Origin of the sequence: Microbacterium sp., assembly GCF_047605725.1 — a bacterium.
In the GTDB taxonomy this organism is placed as follows: domain Bacteria; phylum Actinomycetota; class Actinomycetes; order Actinomycetales; family Microbacteriaceae; genus Microbacterium.
Genome location: NZ_JASGFE010000044.1, coordinates 1 through 25,665, shown reverse-complemented (window position 1 = coordinate 25,665; position 25,665 = coordinate 1). Strand labels below are relative to the sequence as shown.

Genomic DNA, 25,665 nt, shown 5'->3' with positions numbered 1-25,665 from the left:
AGGCACGCATCATCAAGCGCGAGGAGGGCGACGCGTAATGGCTGTCGGCACCAAGACGCTCGCCCCGAGCGAGCTGGACACGTTCGAGGACCAGCGCCTCGTCGAAGAGCTGCGCAAGGCCAAGGAAGAGCTGTTCAACCTGCGCTTCCAGTCGGCCACCGGCCAGCTCGAGAGCCACGGCCGCATCCGTGCGGTCAAGCGCGACATCGCGCGGCTGTACACCGTGATCCGTGAGCGCCAGCTCGGCATCCGTGCCACGCCCGCGCCCGTCGAGATCGCGCCCAAGAAGGCGAAGAAGGCCAAGAAGGCGGATGCCGCCGAGCCTGTCGAAACCAAGGAAGAGGCCGAGTGATGGCTGAGGCAACCGAGAAGAAGGCGCCCGCGAAGGAGGCCGATGCGGCCGCCGTCGCCGAGGTCGTCGAGGCTCCTGCCGCCGAGACCACGGCGACCGTCGAGATCGCCGGTCACGAGCACGCCGCGCACGACGTGCGCGACGCCGACGCCCGTGGCTACCGCAAGTCGCGTCGCGGCTACGTCGTCAGCGACAAGATGGACAAGACGATCGTCGTCGAGGTCGAGGACCGTGTGAAGCACCCCCTCTACGGCAAGGTCATCCGTCGCACCTCGAAGGTCAAGGCGCACGACGAGGCGAACACCGCCGGCATCGGCGACCTCGTCCTCATCAACGAGACCCGCCCGCTGAGCGCCACCAAGCGCTGGCGTCTGGTGGAGATTCTGGAGAAGGCAAAGTGATTCAGACCGAGTCCCGCCTCAAGGTCGCCGACAACACCGGCGCCAAGGAGCTGCTCACGATCCGCGTGCTGGGTGGTTCGAACCGCCGCTACGCCGGTCTGGGCGACATCATCGTGGCGACCGTCAAGGACGCGATCCCGGGCGGCAACGTCAAGAAGGGCGACGTGGTCAAGGCCGTCGTCGTCCGCACCGTCAAGCAGACCCGTCGTGCCGACGGTTCGTACATCAAGTTCGACGAGAACGCCGCCGTGATCCTGAAGAGCGACGGGGAGCCCCGCGGCACCCGCATCTTCGGCCCGGTCGGCCGTGAGCTTCGCGACAAGAAGTTCATGAAGATCGTCTCGCTCGCCCCGGAGGTCATTTAGTCATGGCGAAGATCAAGAAGGGCGACCTGGTTCAGGTCATCTCGGGCGCCAAGCCCGAGCGCGGCGGCGACCGCGGCAAGCAGGGCAAGGTCCTCGAGGTCCTCGCCGAGCAGAACCGCGTCATCGTCGAGGGCGTGAACTACGTCACCAAGCACAACCGCGTGGGCCAGTCCCAGCGCGGCACCAAGACGGGCGGCATCGAGACGATGGAAGCCCCGATCCACATCTCCAACGTCGCAGTCGTCGACCCCTCGACCAAGAAGCCGACCAAGGTCGGCCACCGGGTCCAGGAGCGCGTCAAGGACGGCGTGAAGCGCAACGTCCGTGTGCGCTACGCGAAGAAGTCAGGCAAGGACCTCTGAATATGAGCACCACCACCGCTGTGGAGGCTGGCAAGATCCAGCCCCGCCTGAAGCAGAAGTACCAGAGCGAGATCAAGAAGGCGCTCCAGGACGAGTTCGGCTACGGCAACGTCATGCAGATCCCCGGGATCGTCAAGGTCGTCGTCAACACCGGTGTCGGCGAGGCCGCTCGCGACGGCAAGGTGATCGACGGCGCGGTGGACGACCTCGTCCGCATCACCGGCCAGAAGCCCGTGGTCACCAAGGCCCGCAAGTCCATCGCGCAGTTCAAGCTGCGCGAGGGCCAGCCGATCGGCGCCCACGTGACCCTGCGCGGCGACCGCGCCTGGGAGTTCCTCGACCGGCTCGTGAACCTCGCGCTGCCGCGCATCCGCGACTTCCGGGGCCTGTCGCCGAAGCAGTTCGACGGACACGGCAACTACACGTTCGGCCTGCAGGAGCAGTCGGTCTTCCACGAGATCGACCAGGACCGGATCGACCGCGTCCGCGGATTCGACATCACCGTCGTCACGACCGCGAAGACGGATGCCGAGGGTCGTGCGCTGCTGCGTGCGCTCGGCTTCCCGTTCAAGGCCGACGACGCGCAGTGACCCCAGGGCGTCTGGTCGCACGACGAGGCGCCGCACATCACGAAGGTCGGCTGTCGTGTAACGGCATCCGAAACCACTGAACGAAGGAAAATCAGAAATGACGATGACAGACCCGGTCGCAGACATGCTGACCCGGCTGCGGAACGCGAACACGGCGCACCACGACACCGTGTCGCTGCCGAGCTCGAAGCTCAAGACCCACATCGCCGAGATCCTCCAGCAGGAGGGCTACATCGCCGGCTGGGAGGTCTCCGACGCCCGTGTCGGCCAGACCCTCACCCTGACGCTGAAGTACGGCCCGAACCGCGAGCGGTCGATCGCCGGCATCAAGCGCGTGTCCAAGCCCGGTCTTCGCGTGTACGCGAAGTCGACCGAGCTGCCCACGGTCCTCGGGGGCCTGGGCGTGGCGATCCTGTCCACCTCCTCCGGTCTTCTCACCGACCGGCAGGCCGAGCAGAAGGGCGTCGGCGGGGAAGTCCTCGCCTACGTGTGGTGACCTGACATGTCGCGTATCGGACGTCTTCCCATCGACATCCCCGCCGGCGTGACCATTGCGGTCGACGGCCAGGATGTCGCGGTCAAGGGCCCCAAGGGCGAGCTCACGCTCACCGTGGCGCGCCCCATCGAGGTCGCGGTGGAGGATGGCCAGATCCTGGTCACCCGCCCCGGCGACGAGCGCGCCTCGCGGTCGCTCCACGGCCTCACCCGCACCCTCATCAACAACAACATCATCGGCGTGACCCAGGGCTACACCAAGGGCCTGGAGGTCGTCGGCACCGGTTACCGCGTGCAGCAGAAGGGCACGGCGGTCGAGTTCGCGCTCGGCTTCTCGCACCCGGTGCTGGTCGAGGCCCCGCAGGGCATCACCCTGACCGTCGAGGGCAACAACAGGCTCACCGTCAGCGGCATCGACAAGCAGGCCGTCGGCGAGGCCGCCGCGAACATCCGCAAGATCCGCAAGCCCGAGCCGTACAAGGGCAAGGGCGTGCGCTACGCCGGCGAGGTCGTTCGCCGCAAGGCCGGAAAGGCTGGTAAGTAATCATGGCTGTGACGTCGAAGTCCGGCGCGCGTGCGCGCCGCCACGCGCGTCTTCGCAAGAAGGTCGTGGGCACCCAGGCGCGTCCGCGCCTGGTCGTGACCCGCTCGGCCCGTCATGTCTTCGTGCAGGTCGTGGACGACAGCAAGGGCCACACCGTGGCATCCGCCTCGACGCTCGAGGGCGACCTGCGTGCGTTCGACGGCGACAAGACCGCCAAGGCCCGCAAGGTCGGCGAGCTCGTCGCCGAGCGGGCGAAGGCCGCCGGCATCTCGGACGTCGTGTTCGACCGTGGCGGCAACCGCTACGCGGGTCGGGTCGCGGCGATCGCCGAGGGCGCCCGTGAGGGAGGCCTGAACCTGTGAGCGATGCAGTGAACAATCAGAATGTGGAGAACCCCGTGACCGCAGAGGCTCCGGCCACCGCTCCCGCCGAGCGCGAGACGCGCGAGCCCCGCCGCGGCGGCCGCGAGCGCAACCCCAACCGAGACCGCGGTGGACGCGACGCCGACAAGAGCCAGTTCCTGGAGCGCGTCGTGACGATCAACCGCGTGTCGAAGGTCGTCAAGGGCGGTCGCCGCTTCAGCTTCACGGCGCTGGTCGTCGTGGGCGACGGCAACGGCCTCGTCGGCGTCGGCTACGGCAAGGCGCGCGAGGTCCCGCTGGCGATCTCCAAGGGCGTCGAAGAGGCCAAGCGCAACTTCTTCCGCGTGCCGCGTGTCGGATCCACGATCCCGCACCCGGTGCAGGGCGAGGCCGCCGCGGGCGTGGTGCTGCTGCGTCCGGCCGCCGCCGGTACCGGTGTCATCGCCGGTGGTCCGGTGCGCGCCGTGCTGGAGTGCGCCGGCATCCACGACGTGCTCTCCAAGTCGCTGGGCTCGTCCAATACGATCAACATCGTGCACGCGACCGTCGAGGCGCTTCAGCAGCTCGAGGAGCCGCGTGCGGTCGCCGCGCGCCGTGGCCTGGACTTCGACCAGGTCGCCCCGGCCCGGCTGATCCGTGCCGAGGCAGAGGCGGCACAGAAGGTAGGTGCCTGATGGCTGCGCGTCTGAAGGTCACGCAGGTCAAGTCCAAGGTGAGCGAGAAGCAGAACCAGCGCGACACGCTGCGTTCGCTCGGTCTGAAGCGGATCGGCGACGCGGTCGTCCGTCCCGACGACGCGCAGACGCGCGGCTACGTCCGGGCCGTCGCCCACCTCGTGAAGGTTGAGGAGATCGACTGATGGCTGACAAGGCCGACAAGAAGAAGTCCGCTGCATCGAAGAAGGATGCCGCGGCCGCCCGTCCGGGCGTGCTCAAGGTGCACCACCTGCGTCCCGTCCCCGGCGCCAACACCGCCAAGACCCGCGTGGGTCGCGGTGAGGGCTCCAAGGGGAAGACCGCCGGTCGCGGCACCAAGGGCACCAAGGCCCGCTACCAGGTCAAGGCCGGGTTCGAGGGCGGTCAGATGCCGCTGCACATGCGCACTCCGAAGCTGCGCGGGTTCAAGAACCCGTTCCGCGTCGAGTACCAGGTGGTCAACCTCGACAAGCTCGCCGAGCTCTACCCCGCCGGTGGAGACGTGACCGTGAGCGACCTGGTCGCCAAGGGCGCTGTGCGCAAGAACGAGAGGGTCAAGGTGCTCGGCACCGGCGACATCTCGGTCAAGCTCAACGTGACGGTCGACCGGGTCTCCGGGTCGGCCGCCGAGAAGATCGTCGCCGCGGGCGGTTCGGTCTCGTCGTGATCCGAGGGGGGTCGGGGTCCTCCCGGCCCCCCTCGATCGCTTCCCGGCATCCCCTCGCACCTGCCGGTCAGGTCTGACGGGACCCGCTGGGCTACCCTGGAGAACGGTGCCGTCGCACGGCGCCGTCGTCTCCCCTGGAGGAATGCCTTTGTTCAGCGCCATCGGGCGGATCTTCCGCACCCCGGATCTGCGGCGGAAGATCGCCTTCACTCTGGGAATCCTCATCCTGTACCGGTTCGGTGCGCACATCCCGACGCCGTTCGTGAACTTCCCGAACGTGCAGTCGTGCCTCGCCCAGTCCGGCTCCACCGAGGGCCTGCTGTCCCTCGTGAACCTCTTCTCCGGCGGCGCGCTGCTGCAGCTGTCGATCTTCGCGCTCGGCGTCATGCCGTACATCACCGCCTCGATCATCGTGCAGCTGCTGCGCGTGGTGATCCCGCGCTTCGAGACCCTCTACAAAGAGGGCCAGTCGGGACAGTCCACGCTCACGCAGTACACGCGCTACCTCACCATCGCCCTCGCGCTGCTGCAGTCGACGACGCTGGTGACGGTGGCCCGGTCGGGCCAGCTGTTCGGGGTGACCGGCATCCCGGAGTGCGACACGCTGCTGACCAACGACGCGTGGTGGGCGCAGCTGCTCATGATCATCACGATGACCGCCGGGACCGGTCTGATCATGTGGTTCGCGGAGCTGGTCACCGAGCGCGGCGTCGGCAACGGCATGTCGATCCTCATCTTCACCTCGATCGCGGCGACCTTCCCCGCGGCGATGTGGGGCATCGCGGTGGCCCGCGGGTTCGAGACGTTCCTGCTCGTGCTAGCCGTCGGCCTGGTCGTGGTCGCGCTCGTCGTGTTCGTCGAGCAGTCGCAGCGGCGCATCCCGGTGCAGTACGCCAAGCGCATGGTCGGCCGGCGCACCTACGGTGGCACGAACACCTACATCCCGATCAAGGTCAACATGGCCGGCGTCATCCCGGTCATCTTCGCCTCGTCGCTGCTGTACATCCCGGCGCTGATCGCCCAGTTCAACCAGACCCCGAACGCCGACGGCGAGGTGCCGGGCTGGGTCGCGTGGATCCAGGCGTACCTGACCAAGGGCGATCACCCGCTGTACATGCTGGTGTACTTCCTCCTGATCGTCGGGTTCACCTACTTCTACGTGGCGATCACCTTCAATCCGGTCGAGGTCGCCGACAACATGAAGAAGTACGGCGGGTTCATCCCCGGCATCCGCGCCGGTCGGCCCACCGCCGAGTACCTCGACTACGTGCTCACGCGCATCACGCTGCCCGGCTCGATCTACCTGGGCCTCATCGCGCTGCTGCCGCTGATCGCCCTGGCGACCGTCGGCGCGAACTCGAACTTCCCGTTCGGCGGCGCCTCTATCCTGATCATCGTGGGTGTGGGGCTTGAGACCGTGAAGCAGATCGACGCCCAACTCCAGCAGCGACACTACGAAGGGCTCCTGAGATGACCGCCGCACGCCTTCTCATCGTCGGACCGCAGGGTTCGGGCAAGGGCACCCAGGGTGTCACCATCGCGCAGTCCCTCGGGGTGCCCGCCATCTCCACCGGCGACGTGTTCCGTGCCGCGGTGGCCGACGGCTCCGAGCTGGGCCGCCAGGTGAAGGCGATCATCGAGGCGGGCAACCTCGTGCCCGACGAGCTCACCAGCGCCGTCGTGCGCGAGCGCCTGTCGCAGCCGGATGCCGCGAACGGGTTCCTCCTGGACGGTTACCCGCGAAACATCGGCCAGGTCGGCGACCTCGACGCGTTCCTCGCCGAGCGCGGCGAGGCGCTCGAGGCGGTCATCGAGCTGAATGTGCCGCGCGAGGAGAGCATCGCCCGCATCTCGCTGCGCGCGCAGGAGCAGGGTCGCACCGACGACACCGCCGAGGTCATCGCGAACCGCCTCGCCATCTACGAGCGCGAGACCGCGCCGATCCTGGACGTGTACCGCGAGCGCGGCATCGTCGACGAGATCGACGGCGTCGGGAGCCTCGAGGAGATCGGCGCGCGGATCGCCGCGGCTCTCGCCGCGCGCGGCATCGTCGGCTGACCGTGGCGCTGCGCCGCGGGATGTACAAGACGCCCGCACAGCTGAGGGCCATGGTGGAGCCGGGACTCATCACCGCTGCGGCGCTGGATGCCGTGCGGGCCCTGATCGCTCCCGGCGTGACGACGCTGGAGCTGGATGCCGCCGCGGCTGCGGTGATCCGCTCGCGCGGGGCGGAGTCGAACTTCCAGCTCGTGCGCGGGTATCGGCACACCACGTGCGTGTCGGTGAACGATCAGGTGGTCCACGGCATCCCGTCGGAACGCGTGCTCGAGGCGGGCGACATCGTCTCGATCGACGCCGGTGCCCAGTACCGCGGCTGGAACGGCGACTCGGCCATCACGGTGGTCGTGCCCGATGCCGCTCGGCCGGAGCTGGTGGCGGCACGGCGGCGGCTGTCGGAGGTGACCGAGGGGTCGCTGTGGGCGGGCATCGCGGCGCTCGCGCACGCCTCGCGCGTGGGCGAGATCGGCGATGCCGTGCAGTCGCACATCGAGGCATCCGGCGAGGGCTACGGGATCCTCCGCGACTACGTCGGCCACGGCATCGGCCGCACGATGCACGAGGCGCCGAGCGTGTTCAACTACCGCGTCGCCGACCTCGGACCCCGCGTGCGCCCGGGCCTGGTGCTCGCGATCGAGCCGATGGTGGTCGCCGGCTCCGAGGAGACTTTCGTCGAGGACGACGACTGGACCGTCTCGACGGTCGACGGCGGCGACGGCTCACACTGGGAGCACAGCGTGGCCGTGCACGATGGTGGAATCTGGGTGCTCACGGCGCCCGATGGTGGAGCTTCGGGGCTGGCGCCGTTCGGCGTGGTCCCGGTGTCGATAGGGAGTTGACGCGATGGCAGGCACGACGAGGACGAACTGGTTCGCGATCTGGGTGAGCGTCGCCGTGGTCGCGGTGGTCGTCGCCGTGGTGGGCGTCGTGGTGTGGATGAACAACACCGCGACCGACCCGGGCACCCTGCCCGAGGCGTCGAACATCGACAGCGAGACCGGGGCGATCTCCGTCGGCGAGGGCGACGGGACGATCGCCACATACGTCGACTTCATGTGCCCCGCGTGCAACGCGTTCGAGCAGCTCTACGCCACGACGCTCGACACATTGCTCGACGACGGCACGGCGACGCTGGAGATCCACCCGATCGCGATCCTGGACTCGCGCTCGCAGGGCACCGAGTACTCCACCCGCGCCGCGAACGCCATGTACTGCGTCGCGGTCGAGGACGCCGACGCGTCGCTGCCGTTCCTGCGCGCGATGTACGAGAACCAGCCCGACGAGGGCACGGAGGGGCTCACGGATGCCGCGATCATCGACATCGCCGCGGGCGTGGGCGTCACGGGGATCGACTCGTGCGTGACCGACGGCACCTACACGAAGTACGTCACCGCGATGACGCCCAAGACGCCGCTGCAAGAGGGCGCCTCGGGCATCAGCACTCCCACCGTCGCCGTGAACGGCGAGGTCATCACGCTCACCGGCGTGCCCGACACCGACCTCACCGCGCGCCTGAAGTAGGGGCTCCTCTCACCGGGACTCCCCGGCATCCGCTCACTGCTCTATCTCGCGAGTCACTGCCTTGCTCGCGAGTCACTGGGCTGGAGGGCAGTGACTGGGCGTTAAGGCAGTGACTCGCGTGGGGGTCGAGTCGGGGCAAGAGAGGGATGCCGCGGTGCCGAGGACTCCTCCACAGGTGCGGAATCCGGCGAACTGTCCACGGATCGGGGAGCTCGCGCCCCGCGGCGGGTCGGCTTGGGCCACGCTTGCCGCATGGAGAGCAACGATCTCAAGGATTTCACCGCGGCACGCCGCACGGTGCGTTCGACGCGAGCCCTGGCATCCGCCGGAATCGACCCGCCCGACGTGCGCACCGCGGTGCGGCGCGGCGCGCTGCGGCGTGTCCGCCGCGGATGGTACGTCGATGAGCCCGAGTGGTCATCCGCTCACACCGAGCAGCGCCACCTGATGCAGGTCGTGGCGGCCGCAGAGTCCGCGCGCGGCGCCGACATGGTCTTCGTGCGCACGGCGGCCGCCGTGCTGTGGAGCTGTCCGCTCTGGCGCTGCGCGCCGAAGAACGTGCACGCCGCGGGCGCCGGCGGCGACGGGTCCGCGACGACGTCCGGGCCCGTCGCGCGGCATCGCGTCGTCATCCCCGCCGCCGATCGCGCGGAACGATTCGGCATCCCGTGCACCTCGCTCGAGCGCACCGTCGTGGACGTCGCGTGCACGGCGTCGATCGAGACGGCGCTCGCGTGTGCGGATGCCGCGATGCGCCGCGTCGCGTGGGATCCGGTGGCGCGGGAGTACGACTTCGCTGCGGCGGAGGCCTTCCGGGAGAGGCTGCGCGAGGTGCTTCGCCGTCGGGCTGGGGCACGCGGCATCCGCCGCGCACGGTTCGTCGTCGACTTCGCCGACGGTCGGGCGGAATCGCCGCTGGAGAGCACGAGCCGCCTGTACTTCCACGTGCTGGGCTTCGATCCGCCGCCCCTGCAGACGCCGATCCCCGGACCGAACGGCGAGCGATACCGTGTCGAGTTCGATCTCGCGCCGTTCAACGCTTGGGGGGAGTGCGACGGCAAGGGGAAGTACCACGACCTGTCGCGCAACGGAGGGCGCACGCCCGCCCAGGTCTTCGACGACGAGAAGCGGCGCGAGGACTGGATCCGCGGGACGACCCGCCGGTGGTTCTTGCGCTGGGGCGCGCGCGAGCTCGACAGCGTGGACACGTTCGAGGCGTTCCTGAGGTCCAGGGGGATCGTGTCCGGGCGTCCTCGCCGCATCCTGCCCGCGTGACCTCGCGCCATGCCCGGTGTCGCCGGCCCGGTGTTGCAGGCCGTTGTCGCCCGCCTGATGCCGCCAGCCGTTGTCGCCCGCCTGCCCTGCCCCGCCTGCCCTGCCCTGCCCTGCCCTGCCCCGCCCTGCCCTGCCCCGCCCCGCCCTGCCCCGCCCTGCCCCGCCCCGCCCTGCCCCGCCCTGCCCCGCCGAGTCACTGCTTTCGCTCGCGAGTCACTGCCTTGTCACCGAGTCACTGCGTTGGAGGGCAGTGACTCGCAGATAGGGCAGTGACTCGCAGGGGAAGGCAGTGACTCGACGGGCAGACGGGGCAGGACGGGCGGGGCGGGCAGACGGGGCAGGACGGCATGACGGCAGGAGGAGACAGGGCCCGGGGGATGCCGGCGGCCGGCAAGTTGCCGGACGGGTCACTACCACGTATGCTTGATCTTTGGTGCGTTGCGCCCTCATTGGCGTGTCGAGGCACCGAATCCCATCCACCGCAGACCGACCGGTCTGCACAAGCGTGAGCGAGGCTATGGCCAAGAAAGACGGTGTCATCGAGATCGAGGGCACGGTGTCCGAGGCGCTCCCCAACGCGATGTTCCGCGTGGAGCTGACCAACGGGCACAAGGTGCTCGCCACGATCTCAGGAAAGATGCGGCAGAACTACATCCGCATCATCCCCGAGGACCGTGTCGTCGTGGAGCTCTCGCCCTACGACCTCACCCGCGGGCGCATCGTCTACCGCTACCGCTAGACCGGTCGAGAAGTAACGGTCCGGGCCCGGATGCCACCCATCCGACCCGCGACACGAAGACAGCGAACAGGAACCACAACATGAAGGTCAACCCCTCCGTCAAGCCGATCTGCGACCACTGCAAGGTGATCCGCCGGCACGGCCGCGTCATGGTGATCTGCAAGTCCAACCCGCGGCACAAGCAGCGCCAGGGCTGACGCCGAGCGGATGCCGCGGCATCCGCCCCACGAACCCACAACTGAACACGAACACACTGCAGGAGCACGAACCCGTACGGGGGACACCTCGGGTCGGAGGCCCGGGCACCGATCCTGCATCACACCTCCACCGAACTCCCAGGAGACCCGCATGGCACGTCTTGCCGGCGTCGACATCCCACGCGACAAGCGTGTGGTGATCGCCCTCACCTACATCTACGGCATCGGCCGCACCCGTTCGAGCGAGATCCTCGCGCAGACCGGGCTGGACGAGAACATCCGCGTCAAGGACCTCACCGACGACCAGCTCGTCACGCTCCGCGACTACATCGAGGCCAACTACAAGGTCGAGGGCGACCTCCGCCGCGAGGTGGCCGCCGACATCCGCCGCAAGGTCGAGATCGGCTCCTACGAGGGCCTGCGCCACCGCCGCGGCCTGCCCGTGCGCGGCCAGCGCACCAAGACGAACGCGCGCACCCGCAAGGGCCCGAAGCGCACCGTCGCCGGCAAGAAGAAGGCCGGCCGCAAGTAACGCGGGCCCGAAGGTTTAGGAGAAGGAACTCATGGCACAGGCCAAGTCCGCCGCGCGCAAGCCGCGCCGCAAGGAGAAGAAGAACATCGCGCTGGGCCAGGCCCACATCAAGTCGACGTTCAACAACACGATCGTCTCGATCACCGACCCGTCCGGCGCCGTCATCAGCTGGGCGTCCTCGGGCGGCGTGGGCTTCAAGGGCTCGCGCAAGTCGACCCCCTACGCGGCCGGCATGGCCGCCGAGTCGGCTGCCCGCCAGGCCGCCGAGCACGGCGTCAAGAAGGTCGACGTGTTCGTGAAGGGCCCCGGTTCGGGCCGCGAGACCGCGATCCGCTCGCTGCAGGCCGCGGGCCTTGAGGTGGGGTCCATCCAGGACGTCACCCCGCAGGCGCACAACGGCTGCCGCCCGCCCAAGCGTCGCCGCGTCTGATCCGGGCCGGGCGACCGGCATGAATCTCACGGATGCCCGCCTCGCGGCATCCGTCCGACAACAACTCAACACACCTCATCCCACGCGCGTGTCATATAGCGGGCACGCGACCGAAAGGAACACATAGTGCTCATCGCACAGCGTCCCACTCTGACCGAGGAGAAGATCGGCGAGTTCCGCAGCCGGTTCGTCATCGAGCCGCTGGAGCCCGGCTTCGGCTACACGATCGGCAACGCGCTGCGGCGCAGCCTGCTCTCGTCCATCCCGGGGGCTGCCGTCACCAGCATCCGCATCGACGGCGTGCTGCACGAGTTCAGCACCATCCCCGGGGTCAAGGAGGATGTCACCGAGATCATCCTCAACATCAAGCAGCTGGTGGTCTCCAGCGAGCGTGACGAGCCGATCACGGCGTACCTGCGCAAGACGGGTGCCGGTGAGGTCACCGCCGCGGACATCTCCGCTCCGGCCGGCGTCGAGGTGCACAACCCCGAGCTGGTCATCGCGACCCTCAACGAGGACGCGCGGTTCGAGCTCGAGCTGACGATCGAGCGCGGCCGCGGCTACGTCTCGGCCACGCAGAACCGCAACGAGTACGCCGAGGCGGGCCAGGTGCCGATCGACTCGATCTACTCGCCGGTGCTCAAGGTCAGCTACCGCGTCGACGCGACGCGTGCCGGCGAGCGCACCGACTTCGACAAGCTCGTGCTGGACGTCGAGACGAAGTCCTCGATCGCCCCGCGCGACGCGGTCGCGTCGGCCGGGCGCACCCTGACCGAGCTGTTCGGCCTGGCCCGTGAGCTCAATGTCGAGGCGGAGGGCATCGAGATCGGCCCGGCCCCGGTGGAGCAGGCGCTCACCAACGAGCTGTCCATGCCCATCGAGGACCTCGACCTGTCGGTCCGCTCGTACAACTGCCTCAAGCGCGAGGGCATCAACACCGTGTCGGAGCTGGTCGCCCTGAGCGAGACGCAGCTGATGAACATCCGCAACTTCGGGCAGAAGTCGGTCGACGAGGTGCGCGACAAGCTCGTCTCGCTCGGCCTGTCGCTGAAGGACTCGGTTCCCGGGTTCGACGGCGCGCACTTCTACGGCGGCTACGACGAGACCATCTGAGCGGATGCCACGACCCGGCCCTGAGCGGCCGGATCGTCGCTGAGCCCGACATTTTCTGGAGAGAACGAAATGCCCAAGCCCACCAAGGGTCCCCGCCTCGGCGGCGGCCCCGCGCACGAGCGTCTGCTGCTGGCCAACCTCGCGGCCGCCCTGTTCCGGCACCGCTCGATCACCACGACCGAGACCAAGGCCAAGCGCCTGCGTCCGCTCGCCGAGCGTCTGGTGACGTTCGCCAAGCGCGGCGACCTGCACGCGCGCCGTCGCGTGCTGTCGGTCATCGGCGACAAGGAGGTCGTGCACGTCCTGTTCACCGAGATCGCCCCGCTGGTGGCCGAGCGTGACGGCGGCTACACCCGCATCACCAAGATCGGCAACCGCAAGGGCGACAACGCGCCCATGGCCGTGATCGAGCTCGTGCTCGAGCCGGTGACCCCGAAGCGCAAGGCCGCGAAGAAGGCCGCACCGGCGCCCGCCGCGCCGGCCGAGGAGCCGGTCGAGGCGCCTGCGGAGGACACCGACGCCGCCGAGGCGGTCGAGGATGCCGCCACCGAGGCGGTCGCCGACGCCGACGAGGCGCAGGATGCCGCCGACGAGGTCACCGCGGACGAGGTCGCCGCAGACGACGCCAAGGCCTAGACGAGGCTCTGCGTGAGGCCCGCACCCTCCGGGGTGCGGGCCTCACGCGTCCGCGCGCCTGTTACGGTGGGGCCGTGCGTGAGCTTCCGCTGCGGGTCGTCATCACCGGCGCGTCGAGCGGCATCGGCGAGGCCGTCGCCGAGCGGTTCCGGCGGGCGGGCGACCGGGTGCTGCTGACCGGGCGCCGCGCCGCGGCGCCCGTGACCGTGCGAGCCGGCGAGCGCTACCTTCCCGGCGACCTCGGCGACGAGTCCTTCGTCGCGCGCCTCGTGGGCGAGGCGGCGAACGAGTTCGGCGAGATCGACGCGCTCGTGCTGTGTCACGGGTTGCAGAGCGAGGGATCGCTCACCGGCATGAGCGTGGCCGAGGCATCCCGCGTGATCGACGCCAACCTCCTGAGCGTCTTCTCGGTCGTCCGCAGCGCGGTGCCGCTGATGAGCCGGGAGCGCGGATCGATCGTGTGCGTGGCCTCGCGGTTGGGCATGGTCGGGATGCCGGGCCAGGTGCTGTACTCGGCGGCGAAAGGCGGGCTCATCATGTTCGCGCGGGCGGCCGCGGTCGAGCTCGCGCCCGAGGGCGTCCGCGTGAACGTCGTGGCCCCGGGGCTCACCATGACGCCGCTGATCCGCGACGGCTTCGCACGCCATGACGACCCCGAGGCGTACGCGGCCGAGCGTGCGGCCACCATCCCGCTCGGACGCCTCGCCGAGCCGGCCGAGATCGCCGAGCCGATCTACTTCCTCGCCTCGCCCGCCTCGTCGTACGTCACCGGCGTGGTGCTGCCGATCGACGGCGGCTACACGGCCGCCTGATCCGGCTCAGCGCGCCGCGGTTCACGCGATGCCGAGCGCTCGATTCACCTCGTCGAGAGAGGTCACCCGCACGCCCTCGAACGTGGTGAGGTTCTGATCGTATCCGCGGTCGAGGTACACGTTGTTGGTGAAGCCGAGCTCCAGCATCGGGATCACGTCGTACAGCTGGTGCGCCGAGATGTGCATGAAGTCATCGGGGGTCGCATCCAGCACGTCCAGCATGTGGTCGAAGGCCTGCAGGCGCGGCTTGTACGCGCCTGCCTGCTCGGCGGTGATCACGGCGTGGAACGGCGCGCCGAGGGTGGGGATGCTGGTGGCGAGGTGACGGTCATCGGCGTTCGACAGGGCGACGAGCGGGAAGTGCTCGGCCATGGTCGCCAGCGGCGCGGGCACGTCGGCGTGCGGGCCCCAGGTCAGCACCGCGGCCTGGATCGCGGCCACATCCGAGTCGCGGGCCTCGATCCTGAACGCCTCGCAGGTGCGCCGGTAGGAGCGCTCGAGGATCTCGTCGTACGGGTGGTACTCCATGACCTCGTCGTAGCGATTCAGACGGAAGCGGCTGAAGAAGCGCTCGAACGCATCGCCCGTCAGGCGGTCGGAGAGCATCGGCTGGACGGTGGCACGCATCTGGTAGTTGATGAGGGTGCCGTAGATGTCGAAGGAGATGTACTTCGGCCGGGGGAGCGAGACGGTCACGGTGTCCTTTCAGAGGGCGAGATTCGGTCGTAGGAACGCAGGATTGTCGACAATCATTGTCTCTCATCACGTGCGCGAGTGCCAGTCGGCGGGCTCACTCGGCGGTGCGCCGCCGGCCGCCGGTGACGATCACGACGGCACGGCCGATTCGTTGCGCCCGTGGCGCAGCGCCTCGGTCGCCGGATGCGTGTGCAGCTCGAAGTTCTCCACCGACAGGTGGTGGTGCAGGGCCAGGTGGATCTCCTCCATGTCGCCTCTGCTCACCAGCTCCGCGATCTCGAGGTGATCGGGGAGCACGCGCTCCGGCAACGGGTAGGTGTTCTCGAAGTGGCTCAGGCAGATGAGCGCCTCGGTGGCGAGGGTCTGGTACGCGCGGGTGAGGCGCGAGTTGCCGCCGGCCTCCACGAGCGCGGTGTGGAACTCCAGGTCCGTGCGACTGAGGGCGCTCCAGTCGCGCGCGTCGAGGGGTTCCTGCATGCGGCGGGCGATCTCCTCCAGCCGGGCCACGAGCTCGTTGCGGTCGCCCTGGTCGCGCGCGGCCAGGCTCTCGGCGGCGGCGCACTCGATGACCTCGCGCGCCTCGTAGACTTCGGCGATGTCGCGCAGCGTCAGCTCGCGCACGAAGACGCCGCGGTTGGGGCGGCCGATGAGCAGGCCCTCCTGGACGAGCCGCTGCAGGGCTTCCCGCACGGGTCCGCGAGAGACGTTGAGCTGGTGGGCGACCTGCGCCTCGTTGATCTGGTCGCCCGGACCGAACGAGCCGTCGATGATGCGCTCGCGCAGCTGATCGGCGATGACGACAGCGGTGGGGCGGCTGTCGATGGCCGAGAGTGAGAGGACTCCTCGCATGTGCTCGATCCTTGAGAAGCGTGTCGTGAGCGTGCGCCGACACGCCACCGACTGTTGACAGTCAACAGTACCAAGCCTCGCCCCGTGATCGGGGGATCAGGGGTGCAGGCGCGTGGAGTGCTCGTGCGCCGCATGCGAGGCGGACTCCAGCTGCAGCGTGCAGTGCTCGGTGTCGAAGTGCTCGCCCAGGCACGCGTGCAGCTCGTCGAGCGTGTCGTGGTAGCTGCGCGCGGCGAACGCCTCGTCCGAGATCACGACGTGCGCCGAGAACGCGTTCACCCCCGAGGTGATCGTCCAGGCGTGCATGTCGTGCACGACCTCCACGCCCGGGACCGACAGCATGTGCACGCGGGCCTGTTCGAGGTCGACGTTTTTCGGGGTGGCCTCCAGCAGCACGTTCACGACATCCTTCAGCAGGCTGATCGCGCGGGGGAAGATCAGCAGCGCTATGACGATGGATGCCACCTGGTCGACCCAGTTCCACCCCGTGAACAGGATGATGACGCCGGCGATGATGACGGCGACCGAGCCGAGCAGGTCGCCCAGGACTTCGAGGTACGCGCCGCGCACGTTGAGGCTCTCCTTCTGCCCGGCCTGGAGCACCAGGAGCGAGATCAGATTCGCGACGGCGCCGATGACGGCGGCGATCAGCATCACCTCGGAATGGACCTCGACCTCCGAGCCGAAGCGGCGGATGGCCTCGACGAAGATGAAGACCGAGATCACGCCCAGGATGATGCCGTTGGCGAGTGCGGCGAGCACCTCGACGCGCAGGAACCCGAACGTGCGCTTCGATGTCGCCGGCAGGGTCGCGATCACGCTGGCGATCAGGGCGACCGCCACTCCCGTCGCGTCGGTGAGCATGTGACCGGCGTCGGCGAGCAGGGCCAGAGACTGCGACAGCAGGGCGCCGATCACCTGGACGAGGAAGATGCTCGCGGTGATCGCCAGCACGATGATCAGCCGTTTGCGGTGCTTGCCGGTCGCGGTGGCGTGGCCGTCCAGTCCGTGGCTGTGGTCATGGCTGTGGCCGTGGCTGTGTCCGTGGCCGGTGGCCTCGGGCGCCTGTGGCCGCTGTGGGTGGCCGTGCGAGAAGATGCCGTGATCGTGATCGTGATCGTGGTCGTCGCCGTGGGTGTCCATCCCTCGATGCTAACAGATTGCAGATTGTTGACAATCTGGAGCGACGTGCGTACTGCGCGGTCGTACGCGCGGGGTCCGCAGCGGCTCGCCGGCGCGGCTCAGCCGCGGCGGGCGACGTTGTAGAAGCGGATCTCCTGGTACTCCTCGAGCCCCTCCGAGCTGCCCTCGCGGCCCAGCCCGGAGGCCTTGATCCCGCCGAAGGGCGCCGCCACGTTCGAGACGATGCCGTGGTTGATGCCGACCATTCCGGCATCCAGGCGATCCGCGACATCCAGCGCGCGGTCGACGTCGGCGGTGAAGATGTAGCTGGCCAGGCCGAACGGCGTGCTGTTGGCCCGGGCCACGCCCTCGTCCTCGGTCGTGAACCGCGCGATCGAGGCGATCGGGCCGAAGATCTCCTCCTGGGCGATCGCGGCCGACTCGGGCACGCGGTCGAGCACGGTCGCCTCGAAGAAGTGCCCGGGCCGGTCGGGCGCGGACCCGCCGGTGCGCAGCTCGGCGCCGCGGGCGACCGCGTCGTCGACCCAGCCGCGGAAGTTGGCGACGGCGCGGTCGTCGATCACCGGTCCCAGCTGCACGTCGCCGAGCGGGTTGCCCATGACGACCTGAGACATCCGCTCGGTGAAACCCTCCACGAACGCGTCGGCGATGCCGTCCTGCACGAGGATCCGGTTGGCGGCGACGCACGACTGCCCGCCGTTGCGGAGCTTGGCGACCAGGGCGCCCTCGACGGCGCGCTCCAGGTCGGCGTCGTCGAACACCAGCAGGGGGGCGTTGCCGCCGAGCTCCATCGAGCTCTTCACGACGTGCTGGGCGGCCAGCGCGAGCAGCGTGCTGCCGACCCCGGTGGAGCCGGTGAACGACACCTTGCGCACGCGGGGGTCGGCCAGCAGTGCCGTGCTCAGCGGCGACGCCTTGCTCGTGGTGACGACCTGCACGAGCTCTTCGGGAACGCCCGCCTGAACGAAGATCTCCGCGACCACGAGGGTCGTCAGCGGGGTCAGCGCCGCGGGCTTGACGACGGCGCCGCAGCCCACCGCGATCGCCGGGGCGATCTTGCGGGTGGCCATCGCCATCGGGAAGTTCCACGGGGTGATCAGGAGTGCCGTGCCCACGGGTGCGCGGCTGGTGAGAATGGTCGAGCCGCCACGCGGGCTCTCACGGTAGTTGCCCGCCGGGCGCACCGCCTCCTCGGCGTACCAGCGCACGTAGTCGGCCGCGTACTGCACCTCGCCGTAGGCCTCGGCGAGGGGCTTGCCCATCTCGCGGGTGATCACCAGAGCCAGGCGGTCGCGCTGCTCGATGATGAGGTCGTAGGCGCGGTGCAGCACGTCCGAACGGTGTCGCGCCGTCGTGCGTGCCCACGCGGCGCCGGCGCGGTCGGCGCGGTCGAGAGCGATGAGGGCCTCGTCGGGCGTGTAGTCGGCGGGACGGGCGATGACCTCTTCGGTGGCGGGGTCGCGCACCTCGAATGAGGCGGTGGTGTCGAGCCCGAGCGGATCCAGGCCCACGGTGGCCAGCGCCGCCTCCGATCGAGCGAGGACATCGGGGTCGACGTCGGCCAGGACGTCCCGGGCGGCCGTGGGGGCACTCATCTGCTTCTCCGCTCTTCGGTGATTGTCGACAATTCTACGATACGGTCGAGAGGTAGGGAACCCGGCTCAAGGAGTGGACGATGCGGACTCATACGATCTCGGTGCTCGCCGGCGACGGCATCGGTCTGGAGGTCATGCCTGTGGCCATGCAGGTGCTCGACGCGGCCGCCGAGCCGCACGGGGTCGGCTTCCAGTGGCGCGAGCACCCGTGGGGCAGCGACTACTACCTCGCGCACGGGCGCATGATGCCGCTCGACGCCATCGACCAGCTGGCGCAGACGGATGCCGTGTTCCTCGGCGCGGTCGGCTCGCCCGAGGTGTCCGACACCGAGACCCTGTGGGGAATGCTGATCCCGATCCGCCGGGAGTTCGACCAGTACGTCAACCTCCGTCCCATCCGGTCGTTCTCGGGCATCGCCTCGTCGCTGGCCGGATCGCCGGAGATCGACATGGTGATCGTGCGGGAGAACGTCGAGGGCGAGTACTCCGCGGTGGGCGGCCGCAGCTACCGCGGCACGCCGTACGAGGCCGCCTATCAGCAGGCGCTGTTCTCGCGGTTCGGGATCGAGCGCATCGCCCGTTTCGCGGCGGAGGTCGCGGCATCCCGATCCGGGCGGCTCGTCTCGGCGACGAAGTCGAACGGCATCATCCACACGATGCCGTTCTGGGACGAGGTCGTGGCCGAGGTGGTCGCCGAGTTCGACACGGTGGTGCTGGAGTCGGTGCTCATCGACGCGCTCGCCGCCCGCATGGTGCGCCGCCCCCGCAGCCTCGACGTCATCGTGGCGTCGAACCTTTTCGGCGACATCCTGTCGGATCTCGCCGCCGGGGCGGTGGGGTCGATCGGGATCGCGCCGAGCGCCAACCTCGACCCCGAGCGGCGGCATCCCTCGATGTTCGAGCCGGTCCACGGCTCCGCCCCCGACATCGCCGGGCAGGGGATCGCCAACCCGATCGGGCAGATCTGGGCGGGGGCGATGATGCTCGACCACCTCGGTCACCCCGACATCGCGCGGCGGCTCGAGGCCGCCTTCACCGCGGTGATCGAAAGCGGCCTGGTGACGCCGGATCTCGGGGGCACCGCGACCACCGCCGAGGTCGGCGCCGCGGTCATCGAGAGGCTGGGCTCGGTATGAACTCGTTGCGATCGTGTTTCGCAAAGATAACTTTTTCGTCGGATTGTTGACAATCAGACCGTTTGCTCGCTAGCGTCACCTCCAATCGCCGCCATCGCGCGCCCGGCATGACCGTAGGAGATGCGACCCATGCAGAGTCTTGAAGTCACCGATCTGAAGATCACGATCCGTGGACGCACGATCGTCAAGGGAATCTCCTTCTCGGTGGACCAGGGGCAGCGCGTGTGCCTGCTCGGCCAGTCCGGCTCCGGCAAGTCGCTGACGGCGAACGCGGTGCTCGGCAACCTGCCGCTGAACGCGGTGACCGAGGGCAGCATCAAGATCAACGGCGTCGAGGTCCTCGGGGTCCCCGCACCGCGGCGCCGCGACGAGGCGCGCGTCGCGATGGTCTTCCAGGACTCCGCCGTCGCACTGAACCCGCTGGTGCGCCTGCGCGAGCAGCTGATCGAGCCGCTCCGCCGCCACCGCAAGCTCAGCCGGCCCGATGCGCTCGCCGCCGCGATCGAGCTGGCCGACTCGGTCGGCCTGCCCGACCCGCAGAACATCGTCAACAGGTTCTCCGCGGAGCTCTCCGGCGGTCAGCGCCAGCGCGTGTGCATCGCGCTCGCGCTGGCGTGCAACACGCGCCTCATGGTCGCCGACGAGCCGACCACAGCGCTGGACGTCGTGACGCAGAAGAAGGTGCTCGACGTGCTGAAGCAGTACACGGCGGGCGCCGACACCCCGGCACTGCTGTTCATCACCCACGACTTCGCCGTCGCCTCCGAGCTGTGCAGCCACGCGGTGGTGCTGAAGGACGGCATCATCGAGGACCAGGGCCGGCTGCAGCGGATCTTCGACCAGCCCGCCACGCCCTACACCGCCGAGCTCATCCGCGCGGCGCGCGCCGCGACGATCGAGCCCTACGTCGAGAGGTTCCGGGCGGAGAAGGAGGCCGAGCCGCAGGGCCGCCCCGCCGCCGCGGTCGAGGTGCTCGCCGGCGACGACGGCACGCCGTTCTTCGACATCGACAACGTGAGTCGTGAGTACGCCATGCCGCGCGAGCGCCTGTTCGCGGAGCGCACCTACAAGACGGCGCTCGAAGAGACCACCGTCGTGATCGACCGGGGCGAGCGCGTGGGCATCGTGGGCGTCTCCGGCTCGGGCAAGACGACGCTGCTGCGCCTCATGCTCGCCCTCGACACCACCGACACCGGCGCGGTGCTGTGCGAGGGCAAGCCGGTGTACCCGGGCGATGTCCGGCAGCTGAAGTGGTACCGCCGGAAAGTGCAGTACGTGCCCCAGGACCCCGCCTCCACGCTCGACCCGCTGATGACGGTGCAGGCCCTCGTCCGTGAGCCTCTCGTCCGCCTCGGCGTGGAGGGCGACCACGACACGATGATCCGTGAGGCGCTGGAGTCGGTCAACCTCGACAGCAAGTTCCTCACCCGGCGGGCCAGCGAGCTCTCCGGCGGGCAGGCGCAGCGGCTCGCGATCGCACGGGCCATTGCGACCCGCCCCGACTTCCTCCTCGCCGACGAGCCGGTCAGCGGGCTCGACCTGCCGATGCGCGAGGCGGTGGTGGCGCTGCTGAAGGAGATCTCGGAGAGCCGCGGCACCGGCATCGCGGTCGTCTCGCACGACCTGTCGATGGTCGCGAGCCTGTGCGAGCGCACCGTGGTCATGTTCAGCGGTGCGGTCGTCGAGGACCGGCCCACGAAAGAGCTCCTGCTCGACCCGCAGCACGAACGCACCAAAGAGCTGCTCAGCTCCATCCCAGACCTTCACGTCGCACCCGACGACGTCCTGCCGGTGGGGTGACCGGGTCCACCGGCCCGATCTCCCCGACCGCATCAGCTCCGCTCGGAAGGAACGCACATGTCCTCCACCACCCAGGCCGTGCCGACGCTGCGGCGCGTGCAACGGCGCAACACGCTCTCCGCGTCGTCGCGTGCCGCCATCACCTCCGCCGTCTCCCGCGTCGTGACCATCCTCGCGATCGTGTTCCTGCTCGGCATCCTGCCGCTGCTGTCGGGTCGAGACGTCGCGATGTCGGTGTACCGCTCGCGCTATGCGGAGGGCGAGCCCTCGCCCGCGGAGCTCGACGAGATCCGGCAGGAGCTGGGTCTTGACGGCGGGCCGCTCGGCACGTTCTTCAGCTGGTTCGGCAACGCGATCCGCGGGGACTTCGGCGAGTCGTGGACCTCGCACAAGCCCGTGCTGCCCGAGATGCTGTCGGCGTTGGGCACCTCGCTCACGCTCATGCTCGCGTCGCTGGTCGTGGCCCTCATTCTCGGCGCGCTCCTGACCATCCCGACCTTCCGTCGCGGTCTCGCCGGGCGGTCGGACCGCACCGGCGGCGGACTTGCCGCGGCGTTCACCGCCCTGCCGGAGTTCCTGCTCGCCTCGCTCCTGCTCATGGTGTTCGCCGTCTGGCTGGGCTGGTTCCCGCCGTTCGGCTGGAAGGGCGTGCAGTACGTGGTGCTGCCGGCGCTGGCCATGGGCCTGCCGGCCGGCGGATTCCTCGGTCGTCTGCTCTCCGATGCGCTGGCGAGCACCTTCAGCGAGCGCTGGGTGGCCACGTGGCAGGTCGCCGGGTTCTCCAAGCCCCGCATCATCGGCGCCGCCATCCGTCGCACCCTCCCCGGGGTCACCGCCCCCATGGCGCTCATCCTCGTCGGCATCACCGCCGGTGCGGTCGTCATCGAGCAGGTGTACTCGATCCCCGGCATCGGGCGGGCCACTCTGGAGGCGGCGCAGTCCCAGGATCTGCCCTCCCTGCAGATGGGTGTCATCCTGCTGATGGTGCTCGCCGTCATCCTCGGCATCGGCGCGACCCTCGTGCGACGGATCCTCCTCGGCCCGGCGCTGCGCTCCAACTCGCTGCCGGCGGCCGTTCCCAAGACGCCCAGCTCGAAGTGGGCGCTGCTGCTGCCGGCGACGATGTTCGTCATCCTGGTCGTCGTGATCGTGGCCGGGCTCCCGCGCGACCCGTTCGCCGTGGACTACTCCCGGCTGCAGCCGCCGAGCTGGGAGCTGCCGCTCGGGGCGGATGCCAGTGGACGCGACGTGCTGGCCCGTATCTCGGCCGGGGCGATGGCGACGATCGGGCTCGGTGCCGTGATCGCGGGGGTGTGCCTGGTGATCGGCCTCATTGTCGGCATGTTCCCCAACGCGGGGGCAGGGCCCATCGAGGTGACCAACGCGGCGCCGACCATCCTCGCCGGTCTGATCGTCGCGGGCATCATGGGCCCGTCGGCGGCCGGTGCGGCGATCGCCGTGACGATCGTCAGCTGGGCGCCGCTGGCCGCCCACACCGCCGCGCTCGTCTCGGAGGTGAAGGCCCAGCCGCACGTGAAGATCGCCCCGGTGCTGGGCGTCGGTCCGGTGCGCCTCATGCTGCGCTATGTCATGCCCGCGGTCGTGGGGCCTGTGTTCCGTCACGCCTGTCTGCGACTGCCCGGGATCGCACTGGCGCTGGCCGCCCTCGGCTTCCTGGGCCTCGGCCCCCAGCCGCCCGCGGCCGACTGGGGTCTGGTGCTCGCCGAGGGGATGCCGTACATCGAGCGCTCGCCGCTCGTGGTGCTCGTGCCGGCCCTGGCCCTCGTCGCGCTGTCGATCTTCGCGGTGTCGCTGTCCAGCCTCAGCCTCGACCTCCGCTTCATCAGGAAGAAGAAGGCAGGTGGCGGTTCGGACGTGCAGCCGGCGCCGAGCACGAACCTCATGGACGTGGTCGACGCCGACCTGGAGACGCCGACGCGCGGCATCTAGACGTCACGGGGCCGGACCTCGTGTCACCCACAGCCGTGAGAACCACGGCGTTGAGAAAGGAAGCAATGTCCGCCACACTCCCCACGCCGAAGTACATCTCCTTCGACATCTACGGCACCCTCATCGACTTCCAGATGGGCAAGACCGTGGAGCGGTTGATCGGCGACCGTCTCGATGCGGACCGGCTCGGAGCGTTCAAGGACCGTTTCGGCGCCAACCGATGGGACGAGATCCTGGAGTACCGCCCGTACAACGAGATCCTGGAGAGGGCGTGGCGACGCACCTGCGCGCAGTTCGGGCTCGAGGTCGGTGACGGCGACGTCGACGCCATCACCACGGACATCCTGGAGTGGCCGGCGCATGACGACGTGCCCGAGGCGCTCGCGCGGATGGCGGAGCACTTCCCGCTGGTCGCGCTGTCGAACGCCGACGACTCGCACCTCGCGGCGAGCATCCCGAAGCTCGGCGCACCGTTTCACGCCGTGTACTCGGCGGAGCAGGCGGGAGCGTACAAACCGCGGTTGCGGGCGTTCGAGTACATGCTCGACCAGCTTCAGGTCGATCCCTCCGAGATCCTGCACATCTCGTCGCACCAGACCTACGACCACATCCCGATGTTCGAGCTCGGCTTCACCAACAAGGTGCTGCTCGACCGCGGGTACGAACCCGACATCCCCTGGTACGGAGCGGTTCGGATGACCTCGCTCGACGAGGTCAACCGGGCGCTCGGCATCGCCTGAGCATCCGGCTCCGGCACCACCCCGCAGTACCCACCCGAAAGGAAAACAGAATGCGAAAAGTCATGAGGCGCAGGGCGCTGAGCGTCCTCGCGGTCAGCAGCATCGCTGCGCTCTTGCTCAGCGGCTGCGCGGGCTCGAGCGACGACGGCGGAGGAGGAGAGGGTGGCGAGGACGCCCGGATCCGGGTCGCGAGGTCGTTCGCGCCCACGGCCGGTCTCAGCCCCTACAGCGACGACGCGACGACGCTCTCGAAGTTCGGTGCCGCCGAGACTCTGGTGCAGCTGAACGACGACCTCGAGGTGGAGCCGCTGCTGGCCACCGAGTTCGAGCAGGTCGACGAGCTCACCTGGACGTTCACGCTCGCCTCGGGCGTCACGTTCCACGACGGCACCGCGCTGGATGCCGCCGCGGTGAAGAACGCGCTCGACCACGCCAGCTCGGCGACCTCCCCGCCGCGCGCGCTGAAGGGCATCACGCTCACCGTCGAGGCCACGGCCGACGACAAGATCACCGTCAAGACCGACATCCCCGACCCGCTGCTGACGAACCGCCTGACCAGCCCCCAGCTGTCGATCTTCTCGGCCGCCGCGTACAAGGACGACGGCACCGTCGACCCGGTCGGCACGGGGACCGGTCCGTTCGTGCTGACGGAGGTCGCCGGCACCACCACCGCCACCTTCGACCGCTACGAGGACTACTGGGGCGACAAGGCCAAGCTCGCCGGTATCGACGTGTCGTTCGTGCCCGACGGTCAGGCGCGCGCGTCGGCCATTCGCGCGGACGAGGCCGACGTGGCCGACAACATCCCGGTCTCGCAGGCGAGCCTGCTCGACCCGGACCAGGTGTTCCAGGTGCCCACGGTCCGCTCGATGTACATCGCGCTGAACACGAAGAGCGGCCCGTTCGCCGACCCGGCTGTGCGCGCCGCCGCCCGTGCGGCGGTCGACCCCTCGAAGATCGTCGAGACGGTCTTCGAGGACCAGTCCGAGGTCGCCGACGGTCTGCTCAGCGGCGCTGTGCCGTGGGCAGCGGACAACCGCGGTGACACGGAGTCCACGACGACTCCTGCGAAGGTCTCGGGCACGGCGATCACCCTCGCCACCTACACCGACCGGCCGGAGCTGCCGGAGGCGGCGGTCCAGCTGCAGAAGCAGCTGGAGGATGCCGGATTCACCGTGACGCAGGACGTCCGCGAGTACGCCAGCATGGAGACCGAGATCCTCAGCGGCGCCTTCGACGCGGTGATCATGGCCCGCAACACGATGCTCGACACCGGTGACCCGCTGTCGTCGTTCTTCCAGTCGGACTTCACCTGCACCGGTGGCTACAACGTCTCGCAGTTCTGCGACCCGGCGGTCGACGCGCTGGTCACGAGCGCGTTGGCGCTTCCGACCGGGCCCGATCGCGAGAAGGCGACGATGGACATCGAAGCGGCGGTCCTCCAGGCCGACGCGGCCATTCCGCTCGTGTACATGTCCACGACGCTCGCCGACAACGGCGCGTTCACCGACGTCGTCCGCGACCCGCGTGAGCAGCGGCTGATCACCGCTCTGACGGCGCCCGCAGAGTGACACTCGTCTCGTGGTCGACGGGGGCGCGCCCCCGTCGAC

General features: G+C 69.2%; 32 protein-coding genes. 28 read left to right on the top strand and 4 right to left on the bottom strand.

The window, feature by feature from the left end:
* Window positions 1–37 precede the first annotated feature (37 nt).
* From rpmC to QM641_RS09800, 23 genes are all read left to right on the top strand, one after another.
* Window positions 38–352 (top strand): 50S ribosomal protein L29, encoded by a 315-nt coding sequence (gene rpmC / locus QM641_RS09910; RefSeq protein ID WP_415115971.1) that lies wholly within the window; start codon window positions 38–40, stop codon window positions 350–352.
* A 104-nt stretch (window positions 353–456) separates the two neighbouring features.
* The gene (gene rpsQ / locus QM641_RS09905; protein WP_415115970.1) at window positions 457–753 is read left to right on the top strand and encodes a 30S ribosomal protein S17; all 297 of its coding nucleotides are present in this window, start codon (window positions 457–459) and stop codon (window positions 751–753) included.
* A complete protein-coding gene (gene rplN, locus QM641_RS09900) occupies window positions 750–1,118 on the top strand; it encodes a 50S ribosomal protein L14 (protein WP_141380842.1) in 369 nt (122 codons plus the stop codon). Before rpsQ ends, rplN begins: the two co-directional genes overlap by 4 nt.
* Before the next feature lie 2 nt (window positions 1,119–1,120).
* Window positions 1,121–1,480 carry a 50S ribosomal protein L24 gene (gene rplX, locus QM641_RS09895; RefSeq protein ID WP_415115966.1) on the top strand — a complete coding sequence of 120 codons (360 nt, stop codon included), beginning with the start codon at window positions 1,121–1,123 and terminating at the stop codon, window positions 1,478–1,480.
* Between the two features lie 2 nt (window positions 1,481–1,482).
* Window positions 1,483–2,070, top strand: coding sequence for a 50S ribosomal protein L5 (gene rplE, locus QM641_RS09890; protein ID WP_415115964.1), 588 nt, complete (start codon window positions 1,483–1,485; stop codon window positions 2,068–2,070).
* Between the two features lie 97 nt (window positions 2,071–2,167).
* Window positions 2,168–2,566: a 30S ribosomal protein S8 gene (rpsH, locus tag QM641_RS09885; protein WP_415115962.1), complete on the top strand. Its 399-nt coding sequence runs from the start codon at window positions 2,168–2,170 to the stop codon at window positions 2,564–2,566.
* A 6-nt stretch (window positions 2,567–2,572) separates the two neighbouring features.
* Window positions 2,573–3,109 carry a 50S ribosomal protein L6 gene (rplF, locus tag QM641_RS09880; RefSeq protein WP_415115960.1) on the top strand — a complete coding sequence of 179 codons (537 nt, stop codon included), beginning with the start codon at window positions 2,573–2,575 and terminating at the stop codon, window positions 3,107–3,109.
* Window positions 3,110–3,111: 2 nt separating this feature from the next.
* On the top strand, window positions 3,112–3,471 hold the full coding sequence (gene rplR, locus QM641_RS09875; RefSeq protein ID WP_415115958.1) for a 50S ribosomal protein L18: 360 nt from the start codon (window positions 3,112–3,114) through the stop codon (window positions 3,469–3,471).
* The gene (rpsE, locus tag QM641_RS09870; RefSeq protein WP_415115956.1) at window positions 3,468–4,145 is read left to right on the top strand and encodes a 30S ribosomal protein S5; all 678 of its coding nucleotides are present in this window, start codon (window positions 3,468–3,470) and stop codon (window positions 4,143–4,145) included. The genes rplR and rpsE overlap by 4 nt, the downstream gene beginning before the upstream one ends.
* Window positions 4,145–4,330, top strand: a complete 186-nt coding sequence (gene rpmD / locus QM641_RS09865; RefSeq protein WP_415115954.1) for a 50S ribosomal protein L30 — start codon at window positions 4,145–4,147, stop codon at window positions 4,328–4,330. The genes rpsE and rpmD overlap by 1 nt, the downstream gene beginning before the upstream one ends.
* A complete protein-coding gene (gene rplO / locus QM641_RS09860) occupies window positions 4,330–4,833 on the top strand; it encodes a 50S ribosomal protein L15 (protein WP_415115952.1) in 504 nt (167 codons plus the stop codon). The genes rpmD and rplO overlap by 1 nt, the downstream gene beginning before the upstream one ends.
* Window positions 4,834–4,981: 148 nt before the next feature.
* Window positions 4,982–6,307 carry a preprotein translocase subunit SecY gene (secY, locus tag QM641_RS09855; protein WP_415115968.1) on the top strand — a complete coding sequence of 442 codons (1,326 nt, stop codon included), beginning with the start codon at window positions 4,982–4,984 and terminating at the stop codon, window positions 6,305–6,307.
* Window positions 6,304–6,891, top strand: a complete 588-nt coding sequence (locus QM641_RS09850; protein WP_415115950.1) for an adenylate kinase — start codon at window positions 6,304–6,306, stop codon at window positions 6,889–6,891. The genes secY and QM641_RS09850 overlap by 4 nt, the downstream gene beginning before the upstream one ends.
* Before the next feature lie 2 nt (window positions 6,892–6,893).
* Window positions 6,894–7,730 carry a type I methionyl aminopeptidase gene (gene map / locus QM641_RS09845; protein WP_415115948.1) on the top strand — a complete coding sequence of 279 codons (837 nt, stop codon included), beginning with the start codon at window positions 6,894–6,896 and terminating at the stop codon, window positions 7,728–7,730.
* A 4-nt stretch (window positions 7,731–7,734) separates the two neighbouring features.
* On the top strand, window positions 7,735–8,412 hold the full coding sequence (locus QM641_RS09840; RefSeq protein WP_415115946.1) for a DsbA family protein: 678 nt from the start codon (window positions 7,735–7,737) through the stop codon (window positions 8,410–8,412).
* 252 nt (window positions 8,413–8,664) lie between these two features.
* Entirely contained in the window at window positions 8,665–9,687 is a 1,023-nt protein-coding gene (locus QM641_RS09835) for a hypothetical protein (protein WP_415115944.1), read from the top strand.
* Between the two features lie 517 nt (window positions 9,688–10,204).
* Entirely contained in the window at window positions 10,205–10,426 is a 222-nt protein-coding gene (gene infA / locus QM641_RS09830; RefSeq protein WP_013583992.1) for a translation initiation factor IF-1, read from the top strand.
* 80 nt (window positions 10,427–10,506) lie between these two features.
* Window positions 10,507–10,623, top strand: coding sequence for a 50S ribosomal protein L36 (gene rpmJ / locus QM641_RS09825; protein ID WP_005050492.1), 117 nt, complete (start codon window positions 10,507–10,509; stop codon window positions 10,621–10,623).
* Between the two features lie 151 nt (window positions 10,624–10,774).
* On the top strand, window positions 10,775–11,155 hold the full coding sequence (gene rpsM, locus QM641_RS09820; RefSeq protein WP_415115942.1) for a 30S ribosomal protein S13: 381 nt from the start codon (window positions 10,775–10,777) through the stop codon (window positions 11,153–11,155).
* A 31-nt stretch (window positions 11,156–11,186) separates the two neighbouring features.
* Complete coding sequence (gene rpsK / locus QM641_RS09815; RefSeq protein WP_047544506.1) at window positions 11,187–11,585, top strand: 30S ribosomal protein S11; 399 nt, start codon at window positions 11,187–11,189, stop codon at window positions 11,583–11,585.
* Between the two features lie 126 nt (window positions 11,586–11,711).
* Window positions 11,712–12,698 (top strand): DNA-directed RNA polymerase subunit alpha, encoded by a 987-nt coding sequence (locus QM641_RS09810; RefSeq protein WP_415115940.1) that lies wholly within the window; start codon window positions 11,712–11,714, stop codon window positions 12,696–12,698.
* A 69-nt stretch (window positions 12,699–12,767) separates the two neighbouring features.
* Window positions 12,768–13,334, top strand: a complete 567-nt coding sequence (gene rplQ, locus QM641_RS09805; RefSeq protein ID WP_415115938.1) for a 50S ribosomal protein L17 — start codon at window positions 12,768–12,770, stop codon at window positions 13,332–13,334.
* A gap of 74 nt (window positions 13,335–13,408) precedes the next feature.
* Window positions 13,409–14,146 carry an SDR family NAD(P)-dependent oxidoreductase gene (locus QM641_RS09800; RefSeq protein ID WP_415115936.1) on the top strand — a complete coding sequence of 246 codons (738 nt, stop codon included), beginning with the start codon at window positions 13,409–13,411 and terminating at the stop codon, window positions 14,144–14,146.
* 21 nt (window positions 14,147–14,167) lie between these two features.
* On the opposite strand, the gene QM641_RS09795 is transcribed toward QM641_RS09800, so the two are convergent.
* The 4 genes from QM641_RS09795 to QM641_RS09780 form a co-directional block, all read right to left on the bottom strand.
* Window positions 14,168–14,842 carry an HAD-IA family hydrolase gene (locus tag QM641_RS09795; protein ID WP_415115934.1) on the bottom strand — a complete coding sequence of 225 codons (675 nt, stop codon included), beginning with the start codon at window positions 14,840–14,842 and terminating at the stop codon, window positions 14,168–14,170.
* A 129-nt stretch (window positions 14,843–14,971) separates the two neighbouring features.
* Window positions 14,972–15,691 (bottom strand): GntR family transcriptional regulator, encoded by a 720-nt coding sequence (locus tag QM641_RS09790; protein WP_415115932.1) that lies wholly within the window; start codon window positions 15,689–15,691, stop codon window positions 14,972–14,974.
* Between the two features lie 96 nt (window positions 15,692–15,787).
* Window positions 15,788–16,834, bottom strand: a complete 1,047-nt coding sequence (locus QM641_RS09785) for a cation diffusion facilitator family transporter (RefSeq protein WP_415115930.1) — start codon at window positions 16,832–16,834, stop codon at window positions 15,788–15,790.
* 98 nt (window positions 16,835–16,932) lie between these two features.
* Window positions 16,933–18,429, bottom strand: coding sequence for an NAD-dependent succinate-semialdehyde dehydrogenase (locus QM641_RS09780; RefSeq protein WP_415115928.1), 1,497 nt, complete (start codon window positions 18,427–18,429; stop codon window positions 16,933–16,935).
* An 80-nt stretch (window positions 18,430–18,509) separates the two neighbouring features.
* Here QM641_RS09780 and QM641_RS09775 point away from each other — a divergent pair, with 80 nt between their 5' ends.
* The 5 genes from QM641_RS09775 to QM641_RS09755 all read left to right on the top strand — a co-directional run bounded on the left by QM641_RS09775 (window position 18,510) and on the right by QM641_RS09755 (window position 25,626).
* Complete coding sequence (locus QM641_RS09775) at window positions 18,510–19,565, top strand: tartrate dehydrogenase (protein WP_415115926.1); 1,056 nt, start codon at window positions 18,510–18,512, stop codon at window positions 19,563–19,565.
* Between the two features lie 129 nt (window positions 19,566–19,694).
* A complete protein-coding gene (locus QM641_RS09770) occupies window positions 19,695–21,365 on the top strand; it encodes an ABC transporter ATP-binding protein (protein ID WP_415115924.1) in 1,671 nt (556 codons plus the stop codon).
* A 57-nt stretch (window positions 21,366–21,422) separates the two neighbouring features.
* Complete coding sequence (locus QM641_RS09765) at window positions 21,423–23,315, top strand: ABC transporter permease subunit (RefSeq protein ID WP_415115922.1); 1,893 nt, start codon at window positions 21,423–21,425, stop codon at window positions 23,313–23,315.
* Between the two features lie 65 nt (window positions 23,316–23,380).
* Complete coding sequence (locus QM641_RS09760; protein ID WP_415115920.1) at window positions 23,381–24,055, top strand: haloacid dehalogenase type II; 675 nt, start codon at window positions 23,381–23,383, stop codon at window positions 24,053–24,055.
* A 62-nt stretch (window positions 24,056–24,117) separates the two neighbouring features.
* Complete coding sequence (locus QM641_RS09755) at window positions 24,118–25,626, top strand: ABC transporter substrate-binding protein (protein ID WP_415115918.1); 1,509 nt, start codon at window positions 24,118–24,120, stop codon at window positions 25,624–25,626.
* Window positions 25,627–25,665: the final 39 nt, after the last annotated feature.

Excerpts from the sequence above, each read along its gene's own strand:
- rplE (WP_415115964.1), top strand. The coding sequence starts at position 1,483 with ATGAGCACCACCACCGCTGTGGAGGCTGGCAAGATCCAGCCCCGCCTG.
- QM641_RS09785 (WP_415115930.1), bottom strand. The coding sequence starts at position 16,834 with ATGGACACCCACGGCGACGACCACGATCACGATCACGATCACGGCATC.
- rpmD (WP_415115954.1), top strand. The coding sequence starts at position 4,145 with ATGGCTGCGCGTCTGAAGGTCACGCAGGTCAAGTCCAAGGTGAGCGAG.
- QM641_RS09840 (WP_415115946.1), top strand. The coding sequence starts at position 7,735 with ATGGCAGGCACGACGAGGACGAACTGGTTCGCGATCTGGGTGAGCGTC.
- QM641_RS09755 (WP_415115918.1), top strand. The coding sequence starts at position 24,118 with ATGAGGCGCAGGGCGCTGAGCGTCCTCGCGGTCAGCAGCATCGCTGCG.
- QM641_RS09765 (WP_415115922.1), top strand. The coding sequence starts at position 21,423 with ATGTCCTCCACCACCCAGGCCGTGCCGACGCTGCGGCGCGTGCAACGG.
- rpsK (WP_047544506.1), top strand. The coding sequence starts at position 11,187 with ATGGCACAGGCCAAGTCCGCCGCGCGCAAGCCGCGCCGCAAGGAGAAG.
- QM641_RS09760 (WP_415115920.1), top strand. The coding sequence starts at position 23,381 with ATGTCCGCCACACTCCCCACGCCGAAGTACATCTCCTTCGACATCTAC.
- rplX (WP_415115966.1), top strand. The coding sequence starts at position 1,121 with ATGGCGAAGATCAAGAAGGGCGACCTGGTTCAGGTCATCTCGGGCGCC.
- rpsM (WP_415115942.1), top strand. The coding sequence starts at position 10,775 with ATGGCACGTCTTGCCGGCGTCGACATCCCACGCGACAAGCGTGTGGTG.
- rpmC (WP_415115971.1), top strand. The coding sequence starts at position 38 with ATGGCTGTCGGCACCAAGACGCTCGCCCCGAGCGAGCTGGACACGTTC.
- rplF (WP_415115960.1), top strand. The coding sequence starts at position 2,573 with ATGTCGCGTATCGGACGTCTTCCCATCGACATCCCCGCCGGCGTGACC.
- QM641_RS09835 (WP_415115944.1), top strand. The coding sequence starts at position 8,665 with ATGGAGAGCAACGATCTCAAGGATTTCACCGCGGCACGCCGCACGGTG.
- QM641_RS09850 (WP_415115950.1), top strand. The coding sequence starts at position 6,304 with ATGACCGCCGCACGCCTTCTCATCGTCGGACCGCAGGGTTCGGGCAAG.
- QM641_RS09775 (WP_415115926.1), top strand. The coding sequence starts at position 18,510 with ATGCGGACTCATACGATCTCGGTGCTCGCCGGCGACGGCATCGGTCTG.
- QM641_RS09780 (WP_415115928.1), bottom strand. The coding sequence starts at position 18,429 with ATGAGTGCCCCCACGGCCGCCCGGGACGTCCTGGCCGACGTCGACCCC.
- QM641_RS09770 (WP_415115924.1), top strand. The coding sequence starts at position 19,695 with ATGCAGAGTCTTGAAGTCACCGATCTGAAGATCACGATCCGTGGACGC.
- rpmJ (WP_005050492.1), top strand. The coding sequence starts at position 10,507 with ATGAAGGTCAACCCCTCCGTCAAGCCGATCTGCGACCACTGCAAGGTG.
- rplQ (WP_415115938.1), top strand. The coding sequence starts at position 12,768 with ATGCCCAAGCCCACCAAGGGTCCCCGCCTCGGCGGCGGCCCCGCGCAC.
- rplO (WP_415115952.1), top strand. The coding sequence starts at position 4,330 with ATGGCTGACAAGGCCGACAAGAAGAAGTCCGCTGCATCGAAGAAGGAT.
- rplR (WP_415115958.1), top strand. The coding sequence starts at position 3,112 with ATGGCTGTGACGTCGAAGTCCGGCGCGCGTGCGCGCCGCCACGCGCGT.
- infA (WP_013583992.1), top strand. The coding sequence starts at position 10,205 with ATGGCCAAGAAAGACGGTGTCATCGAGATCGAGGGCACGGTGTCCGAG.
- QM641_RS09790 (WP_415115932.1), bottom strand. The coding sequence starts at position 15,691 with ATGCGAGGAGTCCTCTCACTCTCGGCCATCGACAGCCGCCCCACCGCT.
- rpsH (WP_415115962.1), top strand. The coding sequence starts at position 2,168 with ATGACGATGACAGACCCGGTCGCAGACATGCTGACCCGGCTGCGGAAC.